The sequence below is a fragment of the Novosphingobium aeonii genome (assembly GCF_052279045.1).
GTDB lineage: Bacteria > Pseudomonadota > Alphaproteobacteria > Sphingomonadales > Sphingomonadaceae > Novosphingobium.
Map to the genome: position 1 here is coordinate 2,834,097 of NZ_CP176832.1, position 22,107 is coordinate 2,856,203.

Annotated in this window: 18 protein-coding genes; 10 read left to right on the forward strand and 8 right to left on the reverse strand. The window is 64.5% G+C overall.

Going from position 1 to position 22,107, the window contains the following annotated elements; genetic code table 11:
• Nucleotides 1-8: 8 nt before the first annotated feature.
• Entirely contained in the window at nucleotides 9-1,028 is a 1,020-nt protein-coding gene (locus tag ACLIMP_RS13640; RefSeq protein ID WP_324696122.1) for a type II secretion system F family protein, read from the forward strand.
• An 18-nt stretch (nucleotides 1,029-1,046) separates the two neighbouring features.
• Here the strand turns inward: ACLIMP_RS13640 and ACLIMP_RS13645 are convergent, their stop codons facing one another.
• The 3 genes from ACLIMP_RS13645 to ACLIMP_RS13655 are packed head-to-tail and all read right to left on the reverse strand — an operon-like array spanning nucleotide 1,047 to nucleotide 3,377.
• Nucleotides 1,047-1,937, reverse strand: a complete 891-nt coding sequence (locus ACLIMP_RS13645) for a phosphorylase family protein (RefSeq protein WP_443477907.1) — start codon at nucleotides 1,935-1,937, stop codon at nucleotides 1,047-1,049.
• Nucleotides 1,927-2,568, reverse strand: a complete 642-nt coding sequence (locus tag ACLIMP_RS13650; RefSeq protein WP_054440557.1) for a TetR family transcriptional regulator — start codon at nucleotides 2,566-2,568, stop codon at nucleotides 1,927-1,929. Before ACLIMP_RS13650 ends, ACLIMP_RS13645 begins: the two co-directional genes overlap by 11 nt.
• 23 nt (nucleotides 2,569-2,591) lie before the next feature.
• Nucleotides 2,592-3,377, reverse strand: a complete 786-nt coding sequence (locus ACLIMP_RS13655) for an SDR family oxidoreductase (RefSeq protein WP_054440562.1) — start codon at nucleotides 3,375-3,377, stop codon at nucleotides 2,592-2,594.
• A 485-nt stretch (nucleotides 3,378-3,862) separates the two neighbouring features.
• On the opposite strand from ACLIMP_RS13655, the gene ACLIMP_RS13660 reads away from it, so the two are divergent.
• Nucleotides 3,863-6,793, forward strand: a complete 2,931-nt coding sequence (locus tag ACLIMP_RS13660; protein ID WP_132469320.1) for a TonB-dependent receptor domain-containing protein — start codon at nucleotides 3,863-3,865, stop codon at nucleotides 6,791-6,793.
• A 154-nt stretch (nucleotides 6,794-6,947) separates the two neighbouring features.
• On the opposite strand, the gene ACLIMP_RS13665 is transcribed toward ACLIMP_RS13660, so the two are convergent.
• Nucleotides 6,948-7,970 (reverse strand): hypothetical protein, encoded by a 1,023-nt coding sequence (locus tag ACLIMP_RS13665; RefSeq protein ID WP_324696138.1) that lies wholly within the window; start codon nucleotides 7,968-7,970, stop codon nucleotides 6,948-6,950.
• A gap of 70 nt (nucleotides 7,971-8,040) precedes the next feature.
• On the opposite strand from ACLIMP_RS13665, the gene ACLIMP_RS13670 reads away from it, so the two are divergent.
• The 3 genes from ACLIMP_RS13670 (at nucleotide 8,041) to ACLIMP_RS13680 (ending at nucleotide 10,294) form a co-directional block, all read left to right on the forward strand.
• Nucleotides 8,041-9,240 carry an aspartyl/asparaginyl beta-hydroxylase domain-containing protein gene (locus ACLIMP_RS13670; RefSeq protein ID WP_324696140.1) on the forward strand — a complete coding sequence of 400 codons (1,200 nt, stop codon included), beginning with the start codon at nucleotides 8,041-8,043 and terminating at the stop codon, nucleotides 9,238-9,240.
• Between the two features lie 85 nt (nucleotides 9,241-9,325).
• A complete protein-coding gene (locus ACLIMP_RS13675; protein ID WP_324696141.1) occupies nucleotides 9,326-9,625 on the forward strand; it encodes a hypothetical protein in 300 nt (99 codons plus the stop codon).
• Between the two features lie 120 nt (nucleotides 9,626-9,745).
• The gene (locus tag ACLIMP_RS13680) at nucleotides 9,746-10,294 is read left to right on the forward strand and encodes a hypothetical protein (RefSeq protein ID WP_324696143.1); all 549 of its coding nucleotides are present in this window, start codon (nucleotides 9,746-9,748) and stop codon (nucleotides 10,292-10,294) included.
• A gap of 59 nt (nucleotides 10,295-10,353) precedes the next feature.
• On the opposite strand, the gene clpB is transcribed toward ACLIMP_RS13680, so the two are convergent.
• Nucleotides 10,354-12,933 (reverse strand): ATP-dependent chaperone ClpB, encoded by a 2,580-nt coding sequence (gene clpB / locus ACLIMP_RS13685; RefSeq protein WP_054440566.1) that lies wholly within the window; start codon nucleotides 12,931-12,933, stop codon nucleotides 10,354-10,356.
• Nucleotides 12,934-13,231: 298 nt separating this feature from the next.
• Here clpB and ACLIMP_RS13690 point away from each other — a divergent pair, with 298 nt between their 5' ends.
• The 5 genes from ACLIMP_RS13690 to ACLIMP_RS13710 all read left to right on the forward strand — a co-directional run bounded on the left by ACLIMP_RS13690 (nucleotide 13,232) and on the right by ACLIMP_RS13710 (nucleotide 18,653).
• Complete coding sequence (locus tag ACLIMP_RS13690; RefSeq protein ID WP_324696145.1) at nucleotides 13,232-13,687, forward strand: nuclear transport factor 2 family protein; 456 nt, start codon at nucleotides 13,232-13,234, stop codon at nucleotides 13,685-13,687.
• A 129-nt stretch (nucleotides 13,688-13,816) separates the two neighbouring features.
• Nucleotides 13,817-16,717 (forward strand): M16 family metallopeptidase, encoded by a 2,901-nt coding sequence (locus ACLIMP_RS13695; RefSeq protein WP_443477908.1) that lies wholly within the window; start codon nucleotides 13,817-13,819, stop codon nucleotides 16,715-16,717.
• An 11-nt stretch (nucleotides 16,718-16,728) separates the two neighbouring features.
• Entirely contained in the window at nucleotides 16,729-17,031 is a 303-nt protein-coding gene (locus tag ACLIMP_RS13700) for a hypothetical protein (RefSeq protein WP_324696149.1), read from the forward strand.
• A 221-nt stretch (nucleotides 17,032-17,252) separates the two neighbouring features.
• On the forward strand, nucleotides 17,253-17,924 hold the full coding sequence (locus ACLIMP_RS13705; protein ID WP_324696151.1) for a hypothetical protein: 672 nt from the start codon (nucleotides 17,253-17,255) through the stop codon (nucleotides 17,922-17,924).
• Nucleotides 17,925-17,951: 27 nt separating this feature from the next.
• Nucleotides 17,952-18,653, forward strand: coding sequence for a hypothetical protein (locus ACLIMP_RS13710; RefSeq protein WP_132469326.1), 702 nt, complete (start codon nucleotides 17,952-17,954; stop codon nucleotides 18,651-18,653).
• Between the two features lie 72 nt (nucleotides 18,654-18,725).
• Here the strand turns inward: ACLIMP_RS13710 and gatB are convergent, their stop codons facing one another.
• The 3 genes from gatB to gatC are packed head-to-tail and all read right to left on the reverse strand — an operon-like array spanning nucleotide 18,726 to nucleotide 22,013.
• Complete coding sequence (gene gatB / locus ACLIMP_RS13715; protein WP_324696154.1) at nucleotides 18,726-20,222, reverse strand: Asp-tRNA(Asn)/Glu-tRNA(Gln) amidotransferase subunit GatB; 1,497 nt, start codon at nucleotides 20,220-20,222, stop codon at nucleotides 18,726-18,728.
• A gap of 1 nt (nucleotide 20,223) precedes the next feature.
• Nucleotides 20,224-21,711: an Asp-tRNA(Asn)/Glu-tRNA(Gln) amidotransferase subunit GatA gene (gene gatA, locus ACLIMP_RS13720; protein WP_443477909.1), complete on the reverse strand. Its 1,488-nt coding sequence runs from the start codon at nucleotides 21,709-21,711 to the stop codon at nucleotides 20,224-20,226.
• Nucleotides 21,711-22,013 carry an Asp-tRNA(Asn)/Glu-tRNA(Gln) amidotransferase subunit GatC gene (gatC, locus tag ACLIMP_RS13725; RefSeq protein ID WP_054440581.1) on the reverse strand — a complete coding sequence of 101 codons (303 nt, stop codon included), beginning with the start codon at nucleotides 22,011-22,013 and terminating at the stop codon, nucleotides 21,711-21,713. The genes gatA and gatC overlap by 1 nt, the downstream gene beginning before the upstream one ends.
• Nucleotides 22,014-22,107: the final 94 nt, after the last annotated feature.

The following is a 22,107-nucleotide window of genomic DNA, read 5'->3' on the forward strand; positions in this document are numbered from 1 at the left end:
CAGGCAAGATGCCAAACCAACCCGCCGGTCCGACGCTCCTCGGCTTCGACGTGATCTTCGTCGGCACGCTGCTCGCCATCGTTGCCGCCGCCTCGGTGCTGCTGGCGATCTATGCCGCGGTCACCGTGCGCGATCCCATGGCCAAGCGCGTGAAAGCGCTGAACCAGCGCCGCGAAGCGCTCAAGGCCGGGATCGCCACCGCCCCGCGCAAGCGCCAGAGCGTGGTCCGCCGCAACGATACGACCGACCGCATGGGCGCCTTCCTCGGCTCGCTCAAGGTGCTTCAGGACAGCCAGCTTCGCGACATCGAGCAGAAGCTGGCGCAAGCGGGCATCCGCAACAAGGAATGGGCCGTCGCGGTCGTCTTCGCCCGTCTCGTCGCACCGATCGTGATGGGCGGCACCGCCGCGCTGGTCATCTACGCGATCGACTATTTTCCCGAATGGAGCAGCTTCAAGAAGTTCATGGGCTTCGCCGCGATGCTGATCGCCGGCTACAAGGGCCCGGACATCTTCATCAAGAACATGATCACCAAGCGGACCGATGCGATCCGCAAGGGCCTGCCCGACGCGCTCGACCTGCTGGTGATCTGCGCGGAGGCGGGCCTCACCGTCGACGCCGCCTTCGACCGTGTCGCCCGCGAACTGGGCCGCGCCTACCCCGAACTGGGCGAGGAGTTCTCGCTCGCCTCGATCGAGCTCTCGTTCCTCACCGAGCGTCGGCAGGCGTTCGAGAACCTCGCTTACCGCGTCGATCTCGACGCGATGCGCGGCGTCGTCACCACCATGATCCAGACCGAGCGCTATGGCACCCCGCTCGCCTCGGCGCTCCGCGTGCTTTCGGCAGAATTCCGCAACGAACGCATGATGCGCGCCGAGGAGAAGGCCGCGCGCCTGCCCGCGATCATGACCGTTCCGCTGATCCTGTTCATCCTGCCCACGCTCTTCGTGGTCATCCTCGGCCCGGCGGCCTGCTCGATCGCGGACGCATTCTCCGGCGGAGACCCGCACCCGCCGCCGTCGCACTGATGGCGGTGCCGAGCGGCGTCAGTCCCGCTCGCCGAACAAACGGCAGGCCACTGCGTCCAGCCGGGCGACGAGCGCCGGATCGCGGGCTTCCGGAGCGGTTATGAGCGCATGTTCGAGCGCGGTGTCGATCGGGCTCGGCTCCCGCCGCGCAGGCAGGCTGGCAGCCAGCGCCCTCAGCGCGTGACGCGCCAGGCGGGCATTGGCATGCATGACCTCCAGGACATGGCTCACTTCGACGCCGGCCTCTTCCTCGCGCCATGAATCGTAGTCGGTAACCATGCCCAGCACGGCGTAAGGCAGTTCCGCCTCACGGGCGAGTCGCGCCTCGGGCATGGCGGTCATGCCGATGACGTCCGCACCCCAGCCGCGATACATGCGGCTTTCCGCGCGGGTCGAGAATTGCGGCCCTTCCATGGCAAGGTAGCATCCGCCCGGATGCACGTGCGCGCCCGCCAGCTCCGCCGCCGCCCCGGCCATGGCCGAAAGCCGCGGACAGGTCGGATCTGCAAGGCTGACATGCGCGACAAGGCCGGTGCCGAAAAAGCTGCCGGCACGGCCCGCCGTGCGGTCGATGAACTGGTCCACCATGACGATATGGCCCGGCGCCATCTCCTCGCGCAGCGAACCGATCGCCGAGAGCGCCAGAACGTCCGTCACGCCGCAACGCTTGAGCACGTCGATATTCGCGCGGTAGTTCACGGCCGACGGCGGTATCGCATGGCCGGCGCCGTGGCGGGTGATGAACGTGAAGCGCACCTCGCCCAGCCGCCCGGTCTTAACCGGGCCGGACGCCTGGCCGAAGGGGCTGGAGACGGCGATCTCCTGCGCATCCTCCAGTTCGATGCCGGCAGCCAGGCCGGAGCCGCCGATGATGCCGATGTGCCAGAAGCTGCTTTTCTCAGCGCGCAAGGATACCTGCCATGATGATGTCGATCGTGTGCTCGCGGTAGCGGTCGCGCAGTTCCTCGGTCAATGTGTCCTGGTCGAAGCAATGCTTCAGCACCAGCCGCGCCGAGAAGAACCGGTCCACCGCCCCGGTCACGGTAAAGTAGAACAGTTGCGGATCGATTTCACGGAAGACACCCGCCCGCACCCCGTCGCCGATGAGCTGTTCATAGGCGCGGTAGATCGGCGAGAGATAGCAGTCGGCGATGCGGCGCGCCTCGGCATCGTCGCTTTCGCGTACCATCCGCATCGTCAGGCGGTTGAGATAAGGCACTTCGTAGAAGGTATCGACGACCTTCCAGAGATGGCGCCGCAACTTGGCCTCGGGCGACCAGCCGTCCTTCGCCAGCAGCGCGTCGACGCTGGTGACGATGGCCTGCCAGTCACGGTCGAGCAGCGCCTTGAGCAGCCCGGCCTTGTTGCCGAAGTAATACTTCACCAGCGCGGAATTGAGCCCCGAGCGCAGCGACAGTTCGGACAGCGAGATGTCGATCACGTCGCCATCGCGCATGATCGCGCTGGCCGTTTCCAGCAGCTGCGCCCGCGCGCCGGGAGGCGGCGTGCCGGATTCGGTGGAGGAAGTGCCCTGCGCCATCGGCCCGCGCGCCCTTGCGGCCCTTACCTCGGCCCCAGTCGGATCGCGCCGTCGAGGCGGACGGATTCGCCGTTCATATAGTCGTGCTCCAGCATGAAGAGCGCCAGCTTGGCATATTCGGCGGGCTTGCCCAGTCGCTTGGGGAAGGGAACCATCGCCGCGAGCGCATCCTGCACCTGCTGCGGCATGCCCGCCATCATCGGCGTCTCGAAGATGCCCGGCAGGATCGTGTTGACGCGAATACCCTCGCCCATGAGATCGCGCGCGACCGGCAGGGTCATGGCAAGGACGCCGCCCTTGGATGCCGCATAGGCCGCCTGCCCGATCTGGCCGTCCTGCGCCGCGACCGACGCGGTGTTGACGATGGCTCCGCGCGAACCGGCCTCGTCCAGGGGATCGAGCGTCACCATGCCCGCCGCCGACTTGCTGATGCAACGGAACGTACCGACGAGGTTGATGGCGATGGCCTTCTCGAAAAGCGCCATGTCATGCGCGCGCGGTTCGCCCGTCTCGCGGTTCTTGCCCACCGTCTTGGCGGCCGGCGCGATGCCCGCGCAGTTCACGAGGATACGTTCCTGTCCATGCGCGGCGCGCGCCTTGGCGAAGCCTGCGTCGACGCTGGCATCGTCCGTGACGTTGACCTCGCAGAACACGCCGCCGATCTCCGCGGCGACAGCTTCCCCTGCCTCCACGTTGAGGTCGAACACCGCAACCTTGACACCCTGCGCCGCAAGCGCCCGCGCAGTGGCGGCACCCAGCCCGGACGCCGCGCCGGTAACGACCGCGGCCATGCTGCTATCCAGTTTCATCCACAATCCCTTTCGCCCGTGCCTACTTTCCAGGCACCAAATGCTTAATTCCGCGTCACAATAGCCCGGCAGCGGGCCATCCGGCCGATTTAAGCACCCGGTTAAAAGCCGGTGCTCATGCGGTCAATCCATTCGATGCGGCGCAGCACCCGCACGCAACACGATTTCACCGCAGCGATACGCAGAGCAATTTTGCGGCACCCGACATGCCGAAATGCAACATTGCATTTCCCTCGGCAAACACCTGAATTCTTCCGGGCAAGACTGCAAACTGCGTGCAATACCGTAGCACTGTTGCAGCAAGATCACAGCCTCCGAGACAATTTGCGCAACGCGGCGAAGGGGATTGAAAGCCGGATCGCCTGCCGCGACAACCTCCGACATGGCAGGGGCATGTGCATACACACCCACTGCTGGCATCCGGCTCGCCCATCAGGATTGGTCACGCACCTGACAGGCGGACGAAAGCAACAAGGGACACAAAAGTGAAAACATCTCTGAAGAAGGCCGCTCTCCGGAGCGCAACGTGCGTTGCCGCCTTCACGTTCACCGCAACCGGCGCCTACGCGCAGGACGCGGCGACTGAAGAAGCACCCGCGAGCGAAGCCATCGTCGTCACCGGTTCGCGCATCAACAACCCGAACCTGACGCAAGCTGCCCCGGTCAACGTCACGACCGCAGACACGATCCAGCTGGCCCAGAACAACGTTGCCGAAGAAGTCCTGCGCGAAATTCCGGGCATCGTCCCGTCGATCGGTTCCGCGGTCAACAACGGCAACGGCGGCGCAAGCTACGTCGACCTTCGCGGCCTCGGTTCGAACCGCAACATCGTCCTGCTGGACGGCCAGCGCATCGTCCCCGCCGAACTGGTCGGCCGTGTCGACCTCAACAACATCCCGCTCGCCCTCGTCGAGCGCGTTGACGTCCTGACCGGCGGTGCATCGGCCACCTACGGTGCCGACGCCATCTCGGGCGTCGTCAACTTCGTCATCAACAACGAATTCGAAGGCCTGGAGCTGAACAGCAGCTACCAGATCACCGAACAGGGCGACGGCGCCACCTTCCGTACCGACCTGTCGACCGGCGCCTCGTTCGACGATGGCCGCGGTCACGTGATCCTGGGCATCGGCTATCAGCAGGCAGACCCTGTCTACCAGGGCCAGCGCGGCTACTCGGTCTACAACGTCGACAGCTTCTCGGGCGAAGCCTCGGGTTCGGGCACGACCCTTCCGACCCGCTTCGGCGCCCAGCAGATCGCGCCTGACGGCCAGAGCCTGGTTCCCTACTACCAGCCCTACAACTTCAACCCGTCGAACATCTTCAGCACGCCGTTCGAACGCTTCAACATCTTCAGCTCCGCGAAGTATGAAGTTGCCGACAACATCGAGATCTACAGCCGCGGCATGTTCTCGAAGCAGACCGTCTCGACGGTCATCGCCCCCTCGGGCGCATTCGGCATCTCGGTCGACATTCCGATCTCGAACCCGTTCCTGAACGACGGCCTGCGCAGCTCGTTCTGCTCGATCGCCGGCCTCGACGCTGCGTCCTGCGCCCTCGCAGCCGCCGCAACCGATCCCAACGACCCGAACTACCGCACCGCCACGACCTCGATGTACCGTCGTGCCGTCGAAGTCGGTCCGCGTATCTCCGACTACCAGACCACGATGTTCGACTATCGTGCCGGTATTCGCGGTGACGTAACCAGCAACATCCAGTTCGACGTTTCGGGCGCTTATGGCGAATCCGAAAACATCCAGACCATCAAGGGCTACACGCTCAACAGCCGCATTCGCGACTCGCTGCTGGCGACCAACAGCTCCACCTGCCTCGAAGGCACGACCGATGGCTGTATCCCGGTCAACTGGTTCACCCCGGATGCCACCACGCTCACGGCTGAGCAGATCGACTTCCTCACCGAGGAATCGACTGTCATCAACCGCTTCTCGCTGGCCCAGGCCACTGCGGAACTGAGCGGCAACATCGGCGTCAGTTCGCCGTTCGCCTCCGACCCGATCTCGTTCGCGGCCGGTGTCGAATTCCGCGAATACAACGCCAGCCAGGCTTCTGACACGCTTGCCCAGACCGGCGACCTCGGCGGTGCCGGCGGCGCGGCCCCGAACATCAAGGGCGGCTACAAGGTCTACGAAGTCTTCGGCGAACTTCAGGTTCCGCTGGTTCAGGACAAGCCGTTCTTCGAGGAACTCTCGCTGAACGCAGGCGTCCGCCAGTCGCACTACGAAGTCGACGCTGCAAGCAGCCCGAAGTACAATACCACGACCTGGACCGTCGGCGGCGTCTGGGGTCCGGTTTCGGACATCAAGCTGCGCGGTAACTACAGCCGTGCCGTTCGCGCCCCGAACATCTACGAGCTGTTCTACCCGGTCACCACCGCCCTCACCAACCTGTCGGACGATCCCTGCGCCACCTTCACAGACACCGGCGGCGCGATCCCGGGCCGCTCGGCTCCGACCGGCGTTCTTCGTGACGTCTGTATCGCTCAGGGTGCGACTGCCGCCAACGTTGGAAACATCTTCCAGCCGGCAGCCGGCCAGGCCAACTACACGGGCGGCGGCAACATCAACCTGAAGCCCGAAAAGTCGGACTCCTGGACCCTTGGTGTCGTCTTCCAGCCCAGCGTCGTTCCCGGTCTGTCGCTCACGGTCGACTACTACAACATCAAGATCAAGGACGCGATCACCACGCCGACGCCGGGCGACGCCATGTCGGCCTGCTTCGACAACCTCAGCGTCACCAACCCTGCCTGCCTTGCCATCCAGCGTAACCCGCTCGACGGCGGCCTGAGCGGCGATCCGGCCACCACGCCGGGCCTTGCCCTCAACCTCAGCAACCAGGGCAAGCTGTCGACCGCCGGTATCGATTTCACGGCCAACTATCGCCGTAACATCGGTTTCGCGGACCTGATCCTGGCGCTGAACGGCAACTGGACCGACAAGAGCGTGTTCCAGTCCTCGCCGACTGGCGTTGCACGTGACTGCGTCGGCCTCTACTCCGAAAACTGCGCTTCGCTTCAGCCGAAGTGGCAGTGGTCGACCCGTACGACCCTGGCATTCGAGAACATCGACGTCTCGCTGCTGTGGCGCCACATCGACAGCTTCAAGTACGAAGACTTCGGCGAAGCGTTCCAGGGCACCCTTGGCGACGACGTCGGCGCGCTTGCCGGCAAGAACGTCGACTTCAACCGGATCAAGGCGTTCGATTACTTCGACCTGACGACCCGCTTCAACGCGACCGACAACGTCACGTTCACGGTCACGATCCAGAACCTGTTCGACAAGAAGCCGCCGATCGTCGGCTCGAACATCGGTTCGACCGCATACAACAGCGGCAACACCTACCCGTCGACCTACGACGCTCTGGGCCGTCGCTTTGCCGTGGCTGCAAAGCTGCGCTTCTAATCGTTACCGACGATTTGAGATTGAGGGGTGGACGGCAACGTCCGCCCCTTTTTCTTTGCGGCACATGAAAGCGCGAGAATTCAGGTGCGCACCGCGGCCTACGCCAAGGCTATAGCCCTGGACGTGCAGGCGGCGGCCGCCGCGCCATCGGCAATCAGCCGAAATTCAGGGCGTTTGGAAGTTCCAGCGGAATATTCTGAGCCGCGGCAATCGTGGACGCCCATTCCAGGACTGTCCCGATTTCATCGCGGTGAGCCATGCGCGCGGTATCCTGATCGCGCTGGCGCTGCCCGGCCGAGAATGCGTCCCCGCTCTTGCTGTCGCGGTGCAAGGCAGGCTGACCGGCCAGCACGTCCCGGTCAGGCACCGGAAGGCGATAATGGCGCAAGACCGCCGCCACCGAATCCACGGGGCGACGCGTCAAGGCCTCGCTATCCAGGGTGGCGACCCGGTCAGGCATCTGAGCCGCGATTTGCGCGAAATGACGCTGCTGCGCGAGCCAGCCCAATGCGGCGATCTGCAGGTCGGTTTGCAGGAACAGTTCCTCGGGACTGAAACCGAAATCCAGGTAACGATCTACGAGATATCCCTTCGCAAGCTGCCGGCACCAGATCCTGCACCACAATCCCTTTCTCACGACCGAAAGCAGGAACGGCTCAAGCGGAGCATAGAGAAGAACCGCCCTTGAATCAGGGGCAAGGTTCATCAGCGCCGGAATGATCGGATTCACGATGTTGGACGGCTTGATCACCGTCCGCTCTCCCTTCACGAACGGGCGGGCTATGAGCGCCAGCATATCCGCCGCCACTTCCCCCATCTGTCTCGGGTCTGCGCCTCTGCGACGCCATCCGATCAGGTCGTTGAGAAGAACCGGCTCCGAAAGCCCCGCCGCGATGCCGGGCAGGTCCAGCGCCTGGACCAACATGGTCGAGGCGCAGAATGCCGAATGGAAGATGAAATGCGGCTGGCATCCCGCTGCCCGATCCCAGTCGGCAAGTGCCTGCCGGCGGATGACGACCGGGCTTGTCTCCACCCCCAGATGTTCGTCAGTCAGGAACGGGACCTGCTGGCGCCCTGACCGCTCGATCCGGCGGAACTGGTAGCTGTCCTGAGCGGGATCGTAACGGTGGGCGAGCCAGGCCGCCTCGGGAACCTGCATATCTGTTGACAGCGTCATGACGGCCTTCTTGCTACGTCCGAGAGGCAATGGCAAGATCGAGGGCAAGGGGTAAATTCAGGGGGCATCAATGGGGGATTCCCAAGTCAACGAACTCGCGGCAAGCGCCAACGCGCGAGGCCTTGCAGCGTTACGAAGTGGCGACTTTGCCACCGCAATCGATTGTCATCGGGTCGCAGCAGAGGCCGACCCGGAATCAGGCGCGCTGCAACGGAACCTGGCGACGGCCTGCAGGGCGGCGGGAGACGACGAAGGCGAAATTGCGGCGCTGAAGGCCGCGATCGCGCTGGACGCGCGCGATTTCATTGCCTGGCTGCGCACCGCCCAATTGCGGACACGACGCGGTGAGGAATCGCAAGCCCTCTCCGCGTGGCACGCCGTCATTCAAATGAGTCAGGCGATCGGAGAACTGCCGCCCCTGCTCGCAGAGGAAGTGGCGCAAGGCCAGCGGGTGATCGCCGGCATTCAGGCGACGCTGACACAGGGCATGGAAACCCGCGTCTCCAGCAGGCTGGAAATGCTTCAGGGCCGCGACGCGCGCCGTGCCCGCGCCTTTCTCGACGCAGCGACCGGCAAGCGCCAGATCTTCAACGATCGCTGTTCGGGGCTGCATTACCCATTTCTGCCAGCGGACGAGTTCTTCGATGACGATCTGTTCCCATGGTTCGACCAGCTCGCCGCCCAGGCTGACAAGATTCGCGCAGAAGCGGTTCATGTGCTTGCGAACTGCCGGCATCTCTTCAGGCCGTATGTCCAGATGCCCAAGGGCGGCCATGCTGGCCCATGGGCCGTGCTCGACGGGAAGCTTGACTGGAGCGCCTGCTTCCTCTGGGAATACGGCACCCGCAACGAGGCACTTGCAGAGCATTGCCCTGCCACCTTCGCGGCGCTTGACGCGGTTCCGATGGCCCGCATTCCCAATCGCGCGCCAACCGCGTTCTTCTCCGTCCTGAAACCCGGCAAAGTCATCCCGCCACACACAGGCGTAACCAACACCCGGGCGATCATCCACCTGCCGCTCGTAGTACCCCCAAAATGCGGCTTTCGCGTGGGCGGCGAAGAACGGGAATGGATCGAGGGAAAGCCTTTCGCTTTCTCCGACACGATCGACCACGAAGCATGGAACCACGGAGAAGAGGATAGAATCCTGTTGATCTTCGATGCCTGGAACCCTCACCTTTCGCAGGTTGAACAGGACGCGATCATCGAGTTCTGCGATGTAGCGGACTCACTGGGACTTTCTCCCCAGGAACACGATATCGGCCGCTAAGTCCGCTTGGAACGCCGCGACAGTTCATTTGCGCCGCAACGCTGCTCGCGGTACTTTGCCTTTAGATGAAAATCAGGATCTCCACATGTTCCGAATCGTTCTAGCTACTGCCGCACTTCCCTTGCTCGGCTGCCTCGGTGTCAGCGCGGCTGCGCAGGCCGCCGAACCAGCCGCCGCAACAACAACACCGGTGGCAGCCGCACCGAATGCGCTGACCGACCCCGATGACGTCATCAAGTGCCGCATGATCAAGGTTACCGGCAGCCGCCTCGCCGGAGAACGTGTCTGCAAGCCCGTCGGTGAATGGCGCCGCCTGCGCGAACGCGGCAGCGAAGCGGCAAGGGACATCGTCGATTACAGCCGCAGTCGCCCCGGCGGCCAGTAAGGCCAGCGCTGAAACACCTGCTCTCCCGACCCAGGCAAGCGCATCCGGCCGAGCCGCGCTTGCAAACCGGCGGTCGCCCGCTAGGGTCGGGTGAAGAATTCCGAGGGGACTGTTTCCAGCATGGCACACCGATTTCTGCCCAGCGCGGCCATTGGCGCGGTGGGACTTCTCGCGACTTTCGCCGCATGTCCAGCGCAGGCCAAGGATTCCGACAGAGCGCTTCCTCCGGATGTGGCCAAGCTTGCGGCGTGTCGAGCAATCGCCGATTCCGGCGAACGCCTCGCCTGCTTCGATCGCGAAAGCCGAATATTGCTGGGAGCGATCGAAACCGGCAGTGTGAAGGTCGTGGACAAGGAAGGCATTCGTGAAGTCCGCCGCTCGCTCTTCGGCTTCACCCTTCCTCGCGTCGATCTTTTCGGGGGCGGGGAAAGAAGCGGCGAGGAAGAGGTCAAGCTCATCAAGACCACGCTTTCCTCGGTCCGGGGAGCGGCCAGCGGAAAGCTGCTCTTCACGTTGGCAGACGGAGCACAGTGGCAGACCAACGAAGCACTGGGCACGGTTCGCATGCCCAAGGTGGGCGACGACGTTGAACTGGAAGCCGCCGCTCTCGGGTCCTACTGGGTCCGCTTCAAGGGCGGCCGAGCGCTGAAAGCACATCGGGTCAACTGACCTGCCGCAACGATTGTAAGGAAAAGGGTGCGAGATCAATCTCGCACCCTCTTTTCGTTTTACTCCACGCTGATCGCCAGCGCGCCGTCGCCGTCGTCGATGTGGACGTGCGAACCGTCCGGCACTTCGCCTGCCAGCAGCTTCTCTGCCAGCGGGTCCTGGACGTAGCGCTGGACCGCCCGCTTCAAGGGCCTGGCGCCGTAGACCGGATCGTAGCCCACCCGGCCGAGCCAGCGCTTGGCCGCGTCGGTCAGGTCGAGCACGATCTTGCGGTCCTTGAGCAGCTTCTGGACACGCGCCACCTGGATATCGACGATCGGACCCATGTGCTCCTGGCCGAGGCGGTGGAACAGCACGATCTCGTCGAGACGGTTGAGGAATTCGGGGCGGAAATGCCCGCGCACCACTTCCATCACTTGCGGCTCCACGGTGTCCACGTCCTGCCCTTCGTCAAGCTGGGTCAGGTACTGGCTGCCGAGGTTGCTGGTCAGGATGATCAGGGTGTTGGTGAAATCCACCACCCTGCCCTGCCCATCGGTCAGGCGTCCGTCGTCGAGCACTTGCAGCAGCACGTTGAACACGTCCGGGTGCGCCTTCTCGACCTCGTCGAACAGCACGACCTGATAAGGCCGGCGCCGCACCGCCTCTGTCAGAACGCCGCCCTCGTCGTAGCCGACATAGCCCGGAGGCGCGCCGATCAGGCGGGACACCGCGTGCTTCTCCATGAACTCGCTCATGTCGATGCGGACCATCGCGCTGTCGTCGTCGAACAGGAAGCCCGCGAGCGCCTTGGTCAGCTCGGTCTTGCCGACACCCGTCGGGCCGAGGAACAGGAACGAGCCCAGCGGTCGGTTCGGATCCTGAAGCCCGGCGCGGGCGCGCCGCACCGCCTTGGAAACGGCCGAGACCGCATCCTTCTGGCCGATCACGCGCGCGCCGATCACGTCCTCCATCTTGAGGAGCTTCTCGCGCTCGCCTTCCAGCATCTTGTCCACCGGAACCCCGGTCCAGCGGCTAACAACGCCGGCGATGTCGTCCTCGGTCACCTCTTCACGCAGGAGCGCGTTTCCGGCCTGGGCCTGCGCCTCGGACAGCTTGCGCTCCAGCGAGGGGATCGTGCCATAGGCAAGCTCGCCCGCCTTGGCGAGGTCGCCTGTCCGCTGGGCCTGATCGAGCTCGACGCGCGCGGCATCGAGCTGCTCCTTGATCCTGCCTTCCGCGGCGATCTTGTCGCGCTCGTTCTGCCAGCGCGTGGTCAGTTCGCTCGACTGCTGTTCGAGATTGGCCAGTTCCTCGCGCAGAGAGGCAAGGCGGTCCTTCGATGCCTCGTCGGTCTCCTTGCCGAGGGCCATTTCCTCGATCTTGAGCTGGATGATACGGCGGTCGAGCTTCTCGATCTCCTCGGGCTTGCTCTCCACTTCCATGCGGATGCGGCTGGCGGCCTCGTCCATGAGGTCGATCGCCTTGTCCGGCAGGAAGCGGTTGGTGATGTAGCGGTTGGAGAGCGTCGCCGCCGCCACAATGGCGCCGTCGGTGATCCGCACGCCGTGATGCAGCTCGTACTTCTCCTTGAGCCCGCGCAGGATCGAGATCGTGTCCTCCACCGTCGGCTCGCCCACGAAGACCGGCTGGAACCGGCGCTGCAAGGCCGCGTCCTTCTCGACGTACTTCTGGTATTCATCGAGGGTGGTCGCGCCGATGCAGTGCAGTTCGCCGCGTGCGAGGGCGGGCTTCAGCAGGTTGCCCGCATCCATCGAACCTTCGGAAGCGCCCGCGCCGATCAGCGTGTGCATCTCGTCGATGAACAGGATGATCTGGCCGTCCGCGCCCTTCACTTCGTCGAGCACTGCCTTGAGGCGTTCCTCGAACTCGCCGCGATACTTGGCGCCCGCGATCAGCGAGCCCATGTCGAGCGCCATGAGGCTGCGGTCCTTGAGGCTGTCGGGCACGTCGCCATTGGCGATGCGCAGCGCCAGGCCCTCGGCGATGGCGGTCTTGCCAACGCCGGGGTCGCCGATGAGCACGGGGTTGTTCTTGGTGCGGCGGGCGAGGATCTGGACGGTGCGGCGGATTTCCTCGTCACGGCCGATCACCGGGTCGAGCTTGCCGTCGCGCGCGGCCTGCGTGAGGTCGCGGGCATACTTCTTCATCGCGTCATAGGCGTTTTCGGCCGAAGCGCTGTCGGCATTGCGGCCGCCGCGCAGTTCGGAAATCGCCGCCTCCAGCGCCTGGGGCGTGAGGTTGGCGGCCTTGAGCGCCTGCCCCGCCGAAGTCGTGGTGGCCAGCGCCAGCGCGAGCAGCATGCGCTCCACGGTGACGAAGCTGTCGCCCGACTTGGCGGCGAGTTGCTCGGCCTGGTCGAGCACGCGCACGGCATCGTTGTCCAGCCCCGGAGCGCCCTGGGCACCGCTGCCCGAAACCGTGGGAATCCTGCCGAGCGCCTTGTCGATTTCCTGCACCGCGAAGGCCGGATTGCCGCCCGCGCGCTGGATGAGGCCGGAAGCCATGCCCTCGCTATCCTCAAGAAGGGCCTTGAGGATGTGGTCGGAGCTGATGCGCTGATGATTCATGCGGATCGCAACAGTCTGCGCCGCCTGAAGGAAACCCTTGGCCCGGTCAGTGAACTTTTCGAGATTCATGGTATGAATTGCCTCCTGATCTCGACCATATAGTGTTGCACATTTGCAACACAAGGTGTGCCATGACATTTTTCGCGCGGCACATTCTGATGGCGCGCAGATGGGAAGAAAGCGTTGATTCTCAAGAGCCGGAACCGGCTTGTCACAAGATGGGAAGCGCCGCGCGGAATGCCACCCCCTCGAAAACGTCGCCGTGGCGTTGAACGTGCCTGCCGTTGCGCATTCGCTTGGCGCGAAGGTTGCCCTTGCCTAGCCTCTCCCGACAAGACCCGAAAACCAATGGGAAGAGGCATCAGACGTGGCGAAATTCACTCCCCAGCAGGCAGCGGACGTGCTTGCCATCAAGCAGGTCGTCTATGAATGGGGCGACGAACTGGACATTCACAACGGCCTCGAAATGCGCAGCGCCGACGTTCTGGCCGAGGATGTGGCCTACAACGTCGGCGGCGAATGGCGCGAGGGACTGCCCGCGGTCGAGACCTTCTACAAAGGCCGCGCCGAAGCGCTGCGGGCAGGCGCGGGCCTGATGACCATGCGCCATATCATCACTTCGCTGCGGGTTTCCTTCGACGATGCCGACCATGCGAAAGTCGGCTATCTCCTGGTGTTCTTCGCCGCCGTGGGCGAGGCTCCGTTCGAGAAATACTGCGATCCGCTGGCAGTCGCCGACGTGAAGATGGAATGCCGCCGCGACAGCGACGGGGAGTGGCGCATCACCCGCTTCGATTCCGGCCAGATCTTCAAGCGGGGGTAATCAACGGCGGGGGGAATTGTCCGTCGTCCCGGACCCGATCCGGGACGACCTCTCTCTTCCCGCCGCCCCTCTTGCATCCCATCGCCTTTGTCGCTGGTCCTTGCCGAACAACGTGCTAGACCTTTGGCCATGCGACTTGCTCCCCGTTCCAGCGCCATTGCGCTCGCCGCCGCCCTCGCTCTCTCCGCCTGCGCCAGCGCCCCCACGGCCAGTGTCGCCTCGCCACCGCCGGCACCGTCGGAGAATGCCGCCCCGGCACCGGCCTCCCCGGCCGAACTCGTCGCCAGGGTGGACATCCCTTACGAGAAGTTCGTGCTCGCCAATGGGCTCACCACGATCATCCACACCGATCGCAAGGCCCCTATCGTCGGGGTGACGGCGTACTACAAGGTCGGCTCCAAGAACGAGCCGCGCGGAAAGACCGGCTTCGCGCATCTTTACGAGCACCTGTTCTTCGGCGGATCGGCCAACGTGCCGGACTTCGACGTGCCGCTGGAAGGCGCGGGCTCCACGCCCACCAACGGCTCCACCTGGTACGACCGCACCAATTACGTGGAAACCGTGCCCACGGGCGCGCTGGACCTTGCGCTGTTCATGGAAAGCGACCGCATGGGCCACCTGCTGCCCGCAGTCACCCAGGACAAACTCGACAAGCAACGGGGCGTCGTCCAGAACGAGAAGCGCCAGGGTGACAACCAGCCCTACGGCCTCTTCGAATATGCCCAGGCCGAAGGCCTGCTGCCGGTGGGCCACCCCTACCGCCACTCCACCATCGGCTCGATGGCCGACCTCGACGCCGCCACCCTCACGGACGTTCGCAAGTGGTTTACCGACCACTACGGCCCGAACAACGTCGTGCTCGTGCTCTCGGGCGACATCGACGCCGCCACCGCCCGCCCCAAGGTGGAGAAATGGTTCGGCGACATTCCGCGCGGCCCCGAGATCAAGCCCGTCACTGCCGAACCCGTGACGCTTTCGGCGCCGGTGAAGCGCGAAATCGTAGACCAGGTGCCGGTCCTGCGCCTTACCCGCAACTGGACCGCTCCCGGCCTGAACGATGCCGATACCCCCGCGCTCCAGATCGGCATGCGGGTGCTCGGCGGCCTTGCCAGTTCGCGGCTCGACAATGAACTGGTACGCGGACAGCAGCTTGCGGTGGCCGTGACCGCCTATTCGCAGGTGTTCCAGCAGCTCAGCATGCTCACCATGGCCATGGACGTGAAGCCCGGCGTGAACCGCGCCAAGGCCAACGCCGCCTTCGACAAGGTCCTCGCCGACTGCTTGCGCGACGGGCCGACCGAGGATGAAGTGCGCCGTGCCGTCGTCAGCACCCTTTCCGGCGAGATCGGCGGCCTTGAACGCGTCGGCGGCTTCAGCGGCAAGGGAGCCACCCTGGCCGAGGGTCAGGTCTATTCGGACGATCCCGCCAAGTACAAGCAGGACCTTGCCCGCATGGCCGCGCTCACCCCGGCGGAAGTCAAGGCGGCAATGAACAAATGGCTCTCGCGCCCGGTCTATGCCCTCGACGTCGTTCCCGGCGCCCGCACCGAAAGCGGCGATGCCATGGGCGGCTGGGGCGACGAGGCGAAACAGCCCGCACCCCGCCCGGACCCCAAGGCCAAGGCGCCTGCCCTCGCCGCCGGACCCAAGCGCGAATTCCCGCAACTCGGCCAGATCGGCGCACTGACTTTCCCGGCGATCGAGCGCACGACGCTTTCCAACGGCATCCCGGTGGCGCTTGCGCGCCGTACCGCGGTTCCCAAGCTGGTGCTCTCGCTCGATTTCGACGCCGGCTATGCCGCCGATGCGCTCGATACGCCGGGCACGCAGGGGCTGATGCTGGCCATGCTCGACCAGGGCACCTCGAAGCTCGACGCAACCCGCATCGCCGAAGCGCAGGAACGCCTCGGCGCCAGCATTTCGATCGACGGCTCGCTGGACACCAGCAGCGTGACGCTCTCGGCGCTCTCGGCCAATCTCTCGCCATCGCTGGACCTCATGGCCCAGATCGTGCGCGATCCCGCCTTCAGCCCGTCCGAAGTGGAGCGCGTGAAGTCCCAGTCGGAAGCCGAACTGGCGCAGGCGCTGTCAACGCCGGACGATCTCGCCGCCCGCTCGCTCGGCAGCGAACTCTTCGGGAACCACCCTTACGCCCAGCCCTCGGACGGCCTCGGCAATGCCGCCTCGCTCGCCGCGCTCACCCCTGCCCAGCTCAAGGCCGCGCATGACAAGTGGCTGCGCCCCGATCTCGCCCGGATCACCGTGGTGGGGGATGTGACGATGGCCGAACTGAAGCCGATGTTGGAACGCGCCTTCGGCCAGTGGCAGGCCCCGGCCGTGCCAAAACCCGTAAAGCCGCTCGACACCGCCGTGCCCGCCGCCACCGGCAGCCGGATCGTCCTGATCGACCGGCCGAATTCGCCGCAATCCGTGATCGTGGCGGGCCGCGTCCTGCCGATGACCGGGAAGACCCCGGACGCGGAACCCCTGCAACTGGCTAACGACGTGCTCGGCGGCGGCTTCCTCTCGCGCCTCAACAAGGACCTGCGCGAGGACAAGGGCTGGAGCTACGGCGTCCATAGCGGCGTGGCTCAGCCCGTCGGCCCACGCTCGGTCCAGGTCGCGGCCCCGGTCCAGTCCGACAAGACCGGCGAGGCGATCAAGGCCATCATCGCCGACATGGGCGCGCTTCCGGCAGGCAGGCCGGTAACCGCGGAGGAACTCCAGCGCGTTACCGAAGGCGCGATCCGGCAGCTTCCCAACCTGTTCGAAACCGACGCCGCCGTGCAGGCAGCAATCCGCAAGAACGACCGTCTCGGCCGCCCGGAAGATTATTACGTCGGCCTTGCCGCCAGGTATCGCACGATAGACGCCAAGGCGATCGGCGCTGCCGCCACGCAATATCTCCAGCCCAACGGCCTGACGTTCGTGATCGTGGGCGATCGCAAGGTGGTTGAACCGCAACTCAAGGGCCTCGGCCTGCCCGTCGAAGTGCGCGCGGCACCGGCAGCGCCCGAAGGCCAAGAATAAGGAGACCAGGAATGTCGCTGCTCGGCGGAACTTACGAATGTTCGACCAAGACCCCGATGGGGCATCAGAAGGGCACGCTTACCATCATTCCGGCAGGTGACACCTTCACCGGCCAGATCACCGGCGACCTCGGCACGATGGAATTGCGGGACGGCAAGATCAGCGGCAACACGCTGAGCTGGAAGATGAAGATGACCTCACCGATGCCGATCGATCTCGACTGCAAGGCCACGGTCGACGGCACCGACCTCACCGGCACGATCAAAGCCGGCTTTTTCGGTACGATGAAGCTGGAAGGCAACAAAATCGCCTGAACCGGCGAACCCGCAGACAAGAAAAAGGGCGGCCAGCGATGGCTGCCCTTTTTTCATGGCCGCTGCCATTCCCACATGATCGCCCCGCGCGGCAGAGCTGAATTCTATTCTTTAACATCAAGTCTCTTGCCAGTTTGCACCAGGCCCAATATTGGCTGATCGCGCAGGAAAGACCGACGTTGGGGAACATCGGCCGCTACCTTGCCGGGGGTTTAAACTTGATGAGTTCCACTATTCGGCACGCGATTTTCGCGGCCGCCTGTTGCGTGCAGCCTTTCGTGGCGACGGCGAGCGCGCAGGCCCAGATACCTGAAACGCTGGCCGCGCCTGCTGCCGCTTCTGCTGCTTGCGAACTGCATGTCTGGCCGGGCCACGATTTCCATTCGGTCTATTACGGCTGGGCACACGGCGGCACCGTGGACGGAGCAGCCAAGGGACGCGACGGATACGAGAATGTACCGCATGAACCGCTTTCGGCGGGCGAACAGGTCAAGATACTCGGCTTGGCAGATCTTGCCGCCACGCTCAGCCTCGCCGGATATCGCACGGTCATCCACGAAACGCCGCTGTCCAGCCGCGAAATCCGCACCGGCCTTGCCCGCCACGCACTGGATACGCCGCGCTGCTACGCCGAATTGATGATCGACGACCTCGTCCTGCAGAAGAATTTCACCGGCACGCAAGCGCTCAACATCCTTTACCGCTTCCGCCAATTCGATGGTGACGTGTCCGGCCGCAGCTTCGGCACCTATATCCAGGTGCCGGTTCGCATTGCCGACAAGGCTATCGACAGGTCATCCGATGCGATCGTGTCCGAACTGGCGTCCGCCTATTCCATCAGCATCCACGATTTCGGCAAGGCGCTGGCGGCGCCGCCGAAAAAGAAACGCTGACCCATTCAACTACGGAGTGCGACTGTAATGAAAATGATCTCGCGTGCATGTCTGCTCGCGGCACTGGTCTTTGCGCCTGCCGCTCACGCGCAGGACGCAGCAGCCCCTGCGGCAGCAACAGCCCCTGTACCCGGACTGCAGCCTGCGGCAGCTGCGGACGGTTGCGAACTGCATCTATGGCCGGCCGAACGCATGCGGTCCCAGACCACAGGCCTGCTTGGCGGCGGCCTGCTCGATGCAGCGCTGCATGCCGACCGGGATTCGAGCAATCAGTCGCTGATGGCAAGCGCACTCGACAGTCCCTCGCAGCTCGACGCACTCGTGGCGATGGATCTGCGCACCCTGTTGCCGCTGACGCCGGGCACCACCATCATTCGTCACGAGCAGCCGCTCGAACGCAAGACGATGAACAAGATCAAGACACGCCGCTCGGATTCGGCCGCCGCATGCTACTCCGAACTCATCGTCGCCGATGTGTTCTACATGAAGGCGGCAATCTATGGCCGCTCGCTGCGCACGCTGTTCATGTATCGCCGGTTCGATGCCGCCCAGAAGATCACCTGGGAATACAAGGCATGGGGCGGTAATGGCCTGTCGCTGTTCCCGCCGAAAGAAGGCGAGGACGCCGTTGCGGCACTTGGCGAGCTGGGTACCGTCTACCAGAAGAACTTCGTCGAATATGCACACAACGCCATTACCGCCGCTCCCAAGAAGGTAGCCGCGAAGTAAGCCGCTTCAAACGAAGAAGGGCCGGAAAGCACAGCGCTTTCCGGCCCTTCTTTATGTCTATGATACCCTGCGTCAGCCGAGCTTGGCCTTCAGGATCTCGTTCACCACCTGCGGGTTGCCCTTGCCGGCCATTGCCTTCATCGTCTGGCCGACGAAGAAGCCGAACAGCGCAACCTTGCCTTCGCGGTACTGGGCGACCTTGTCGGCATTGGCGGCGAGAATCTCGTCCACCTTGGCCTCGATGGCGCCGGTGTCCGATTCCTGCTTCAGGCCTTCGCGCTCGACGATGACGCCGGCATTGTCGCCAGTCTCGAACATCGTTTCGAGAACCTGCTTGGCGATCGAGCCCGAGATCGTGCCCTTGCCCACCAGCGCCAGAAGCTCCGCCGCCTGTTCGTGACTGATCGGCGATTCTTCCAGCGACTTGCCCTGCTTGTTGAGCGCGCCGAAGAATTCGGAAATCAGCCAGTTGGCAGCCTGCTTGGCAACGTCAGCGGGAGCCTTGCCCTGTGCCGAAGCCGTCTCCGCCAGCAGCGCCTCGAACCATGCGAAAGTATCGACATCGGCGGTCAGCACGGCAGCGTTGTAGGCCGAAAGGCCCAGTTCGCCTTCGTAGCGGGCGCGCTTGGCGTCCGGCAGTTCGGGCAGGCTCGCGCGGCAGGCCTCAAGGAAGGCATCGTCAAGTTCGAGCGGCAGCAGGTCCGGATCGGGGAAGTAGCGATAATCGTGCGCATCTTCCTTCGAACGCATCGAACGCGTCGAGCCGGTGGTGGGATCGAACAGGCGCGTTTCCTGCACGATCTTGCCGCCGCCTTCCAGCACGTCCACCTGACGGTTTGCCTCGTGCTCGATCGCCTGCATGACGAAGCGCACGGAGTTGACGTTCTTGGTCTCGGTACGGGTGCCGAGTTCGTCACCGGGCTTGCGCACCGAGACGTTGACGTCCGCGCGCATCGAGCCCTGGTCCATGTTACCGTCGCACGAGCCGACATAGCGCAGGATCGTCCGCAGCTTCGACAGGTAAGCCCCTGCTTCCGCAGGCGAAGCCATGTCCGGGCGGCTGACGATTTCCATCAGCGCCACGCCGGAGCGGTTAAGGTCGACATAGGACATCGTCGGATGCTGGTCGTGCATCAGCTTGCCCGCGTCCTGCTCGACGTGGATGCGCTCGATGCCGATCACCTTGTCGGCCGGGATGCCCGCCTTCTCGTCCGCCTCGATGGTCAGCGAGCCTTCGCCCACGATCGGGTGGTAGAGCTGGCTGATCTGGTAGCCCTGCGGAAGATCGGCGTAGAAGTAGTTCTTGCGGTCGAAGCGGGACCACTTGTTGATCTGCGCGTCGATCGCCATGCCGGTACGCACGGCCTGACGGATGCATTCGCGGTTCGGAACCGGCAGCATGCCCGGCATCGCCGCGTCGATCAGCGAGACCTGGCTGTTAGGCTCTGCGCCGAATGCCGTCGCCGATCCGGAGAACAACTTGGAGTTCGAGGTGACCTGCGCGTGGACTTCGAGGCCGATCACGACCTCCCAGTCACCGGTGGCGCCCTGGATGCGATAAGTGCTCATATTACCACCACTTTTCCGGCTTGGCGGCAAACTGTGCGCGGGCCTCGATGGCGAGACCGGCGTTCAGCACGCCCTGTTCGTCGAAAGCCTTGCCGATGACCTGAAGACCCAGCGGCAGACCTTGGCGGTTGAGGCCGGCCGGGACCGACATCGCCGGAAGACCCGCGAGCGAGGCGGGCACCGCGAAGACGTCGTTCAGGTACATCTTCAGCGGATCGTCGACGTTCTCGCCAAGGCCGAAGGCGGCCGAAGGCGCGGTCGGCGCAAGGATCACGTCGCACTCTTCGAAGGCCTTGGCGAAGTCCTGCGCGATCAGCGCGCGGACCTTCTGGGCCTGCGTGTAGTAGGCGTCGTAGAAACCGGCCGAGAGCACGTAAGTGCCGATCAGGATGCGGCGCTTCACCTCGGGGCCGAAACCGGCGGCGCGGGTCGCGGCGTACATGTCCTGAAGGTTGGCACCGTCCGGCAGATCGCGCAGGCCGTACCGCACGCCGTCATAGCGGGCGAGGTTCGACGAGGCTTCGGCAGGCGCGATGATGTAGTAAGTCGGCAGCGCGTACTTGGTGTGCGGCAGCGAGATCTCGACGATCTGAGCGCCCGCATCCTTCAGCCAGGCAATGCCGTCGTCCCACGACTTGGCGACATCGTCGTCCAGACCATCGACGCGGTATTCCTTCGGAATGCCGACCTTCTTGCCTTTCATGTCGCCCGAGAGCGCGGCTTCCCAGTTCGGCACCGGCATGTCGAGGCTGGTCGAATCCTTGGCGTCGAAACCGGCCATGGCTTCGAGCATGATCGCGCAGTCCTGCACCGAGCGGGCCATCGGGCCCGCCTGGTCGAGCGAGCTGGCGAAAGCAACCACGCCCCAGCGCGAGCAGCGGCCGTAAGTCGGCTTGATGCCGGTGGTGCCGGTGAATGCGGCGGGCTGGCGGATCGAGCCGCCGGTGTCGGTGCCGGTCGCCGCCGGGCAGAGGCGCGCGGCGAGAGCCGACGACGAACCGCCCGAGGAACCGCCCGGCGCCAACGCGGCGTTGCCGCCATCGTTGCGCTTCCACGGCGAGATCACATTGCCGAAATAGCTGGTCTCGTTCGACGAGCCCATGGCGAACTGGTCGAGGTTCAGCTTGCCCAGCATGCCTGCGCCGGCATCCCACAGCTTCTGCGAGACGGTCGATTCGTACTGCGGCTTGAAGCCTTCCAGCATGTGGCTGGCGGCCGTCGTCTGCACGTCGAAGGTGGCGAACAGGTCCTTCATGCCGATCGGCACGCCGCCCATCTTGCCGAGAGCCTCGCCGCGCGCACGCTTGGCGTCGGTGGCAGCTGCCGCTTCGATGGCCTTTTCAGGCGTGGCGATGATGAAGGCGTTCAGCGCTTCCTGCGCGGCGGCGACATTGGCGTTGAAAGCTTCCGCCACTTCGACGGCGGAGAAATCGCCGCCGGCCACACCGTCGCGGATCTGCGCAACGCCGAGTTCCGTAAGATCAGTCATTATTCGATCACCTTGGGCACGCCGAAGAAGCCGTGTTCGGCGGCGGGAGCATTGGCCAGAACGGCATCGCGCTTGTCGCCGCCGGTCAGCGGATCGGCGTCGATCACGTCGTCGCGCAGGCGCAGCGTGTTGGGGATGACGGCGGTCATCGGCTCGACGTTCGAAGTATCGACTTCGCCGAGTTGCTCGACCCAGGCGAGAATGCCGTTGAGTTCGGGGACCATCGCCTCGATTTCGGCCTCGCTCACCTTGATGCGGGCGAGGCTGGCGATCTTCGCAACGGTTGCGGTATCGACCGACATGGCGTTCCTTCAGTTTGACCGGCGCGGCTCTGCACGCGCCGGGAGATCAGGATCGGGCAGCTAGCACCCGTCCGAAATTGCTTCAAGCATGGAC

What these genes read in the sequence shown, in the direction of transcription:
- ACLIMP_RS13695 (WP_443477908.1), top strand. Translation starts at nt 13,817, where the DNA reads ATGCGACTTGCTCCCCGTTCCAGCGCCATTGCGCTCGCCGCCGCCCTC.
- ACLIMP_RS13665 (WP_324696138.1), bottom strand. Translation starts at nt 7,970, where the DNA reads ATGACGCTGTCAACAGATATGCAGGTTCCCGAGGCGGCCTGGCTCGCC.
- ACLIMP_RS13700 (WP_324696149.1), top strand. Translation starts at nt 16,729, where the DNA reads ATGTCGCTGCTCGGCGGAACTTACGAATGTTCGACCAAGACCCCGATG.
- gatC (WP_054440581.1), bottom strand. Translation starts at nt 22,013, where the DNA reads ATGTCGGTCGATACCGCAACCGTTGCGAAGATCGCCAGCCTCGCCCGC.
- ACLIMP_RS13670 (WP_324696140.1), top strand. Translation starts at nt 8,041, where the DNA reads ATGGGGGATTCCCAAGTCAACGAACTCGCGGCAAGCGCCAACGCGCGA.
- clpB (WP_054440566.1), bottom strand. Translation starts at nt 12,933, where the DNA reads ATGAATCTCGAAAAGTTCACTGACCGGGCCAAGGGTTTCCTTCAGGCG.
- ACLIMP_RS13640 (WP_324696122.1), top strand. Translation starts at nt 9, where the DNA reads ATGCCAAACCAACCCGCCGGTCCGACGCTCCTCGGCTTCGACGTGATC.
- ACLIMP_RS13655 (WP_054440562.1), bottom strand. Translation starts at nt 3,377, where the DNA reads ATGAAACTGGATAGCAGCATGGCCGCGGTCGTTACCGGCGCGGCGTCC.
- ACLIMP_RS13680 (WP_324696143.1), top strand. Translation starts at nt 9,746, where the DNA reads ATGGCACACCGATTTCTGCCCAGCGCGGCCATTGGCGCGGTGGGACTT.
- gatA (WP_443477909.1), bottom strand. Translation starts at nt 21,711, where the DNA reads ATGACTGATCTTACGGAACTCGGCGTTGCGCAGATCCGCGACGGTGTG.
- gatB (WP_324696154.1), bottom strand. Translation starts at nt 20,222, where the DNA reads ATGAGCACTTATCGCATCCAGGGCGCCACCGGTGACTGGGAGGTCGTG.
- ACLIMP_RS13675 (WP_324696141.1), top strand. Translation starts at nt 9,326, where the DNA reads ATGTTCCGAATCGTTCTAGCTACTGCCGCACTTCCCTTGCTCGGCTGC.
- ACLIMP_RS13710 (WP_132469326.1), top strand. Translation starts at nt 17,952, where the DNA reads ATGAAAATGATCTCGCGTGCATGTCTGCTCGCGGCACTGGTCTTTGCG.
- ACLIMP_RS13705 (WP_324696151.1), top strand. Translation starts at nt 17,253, where the DNA reads ATGAGTTCCACTATTCGGCACGCGATTTTCGCGGCCGCCTGTTGCGTG.
- ACLIMP_RS13650 (WP_054440557.1), bottom strand. Translation starts at nt 2,568, where the DNA reads ATGGCGCAGGGCACTTCCTCCACCGAATCCGGCACGCCGCCTCCCGGC.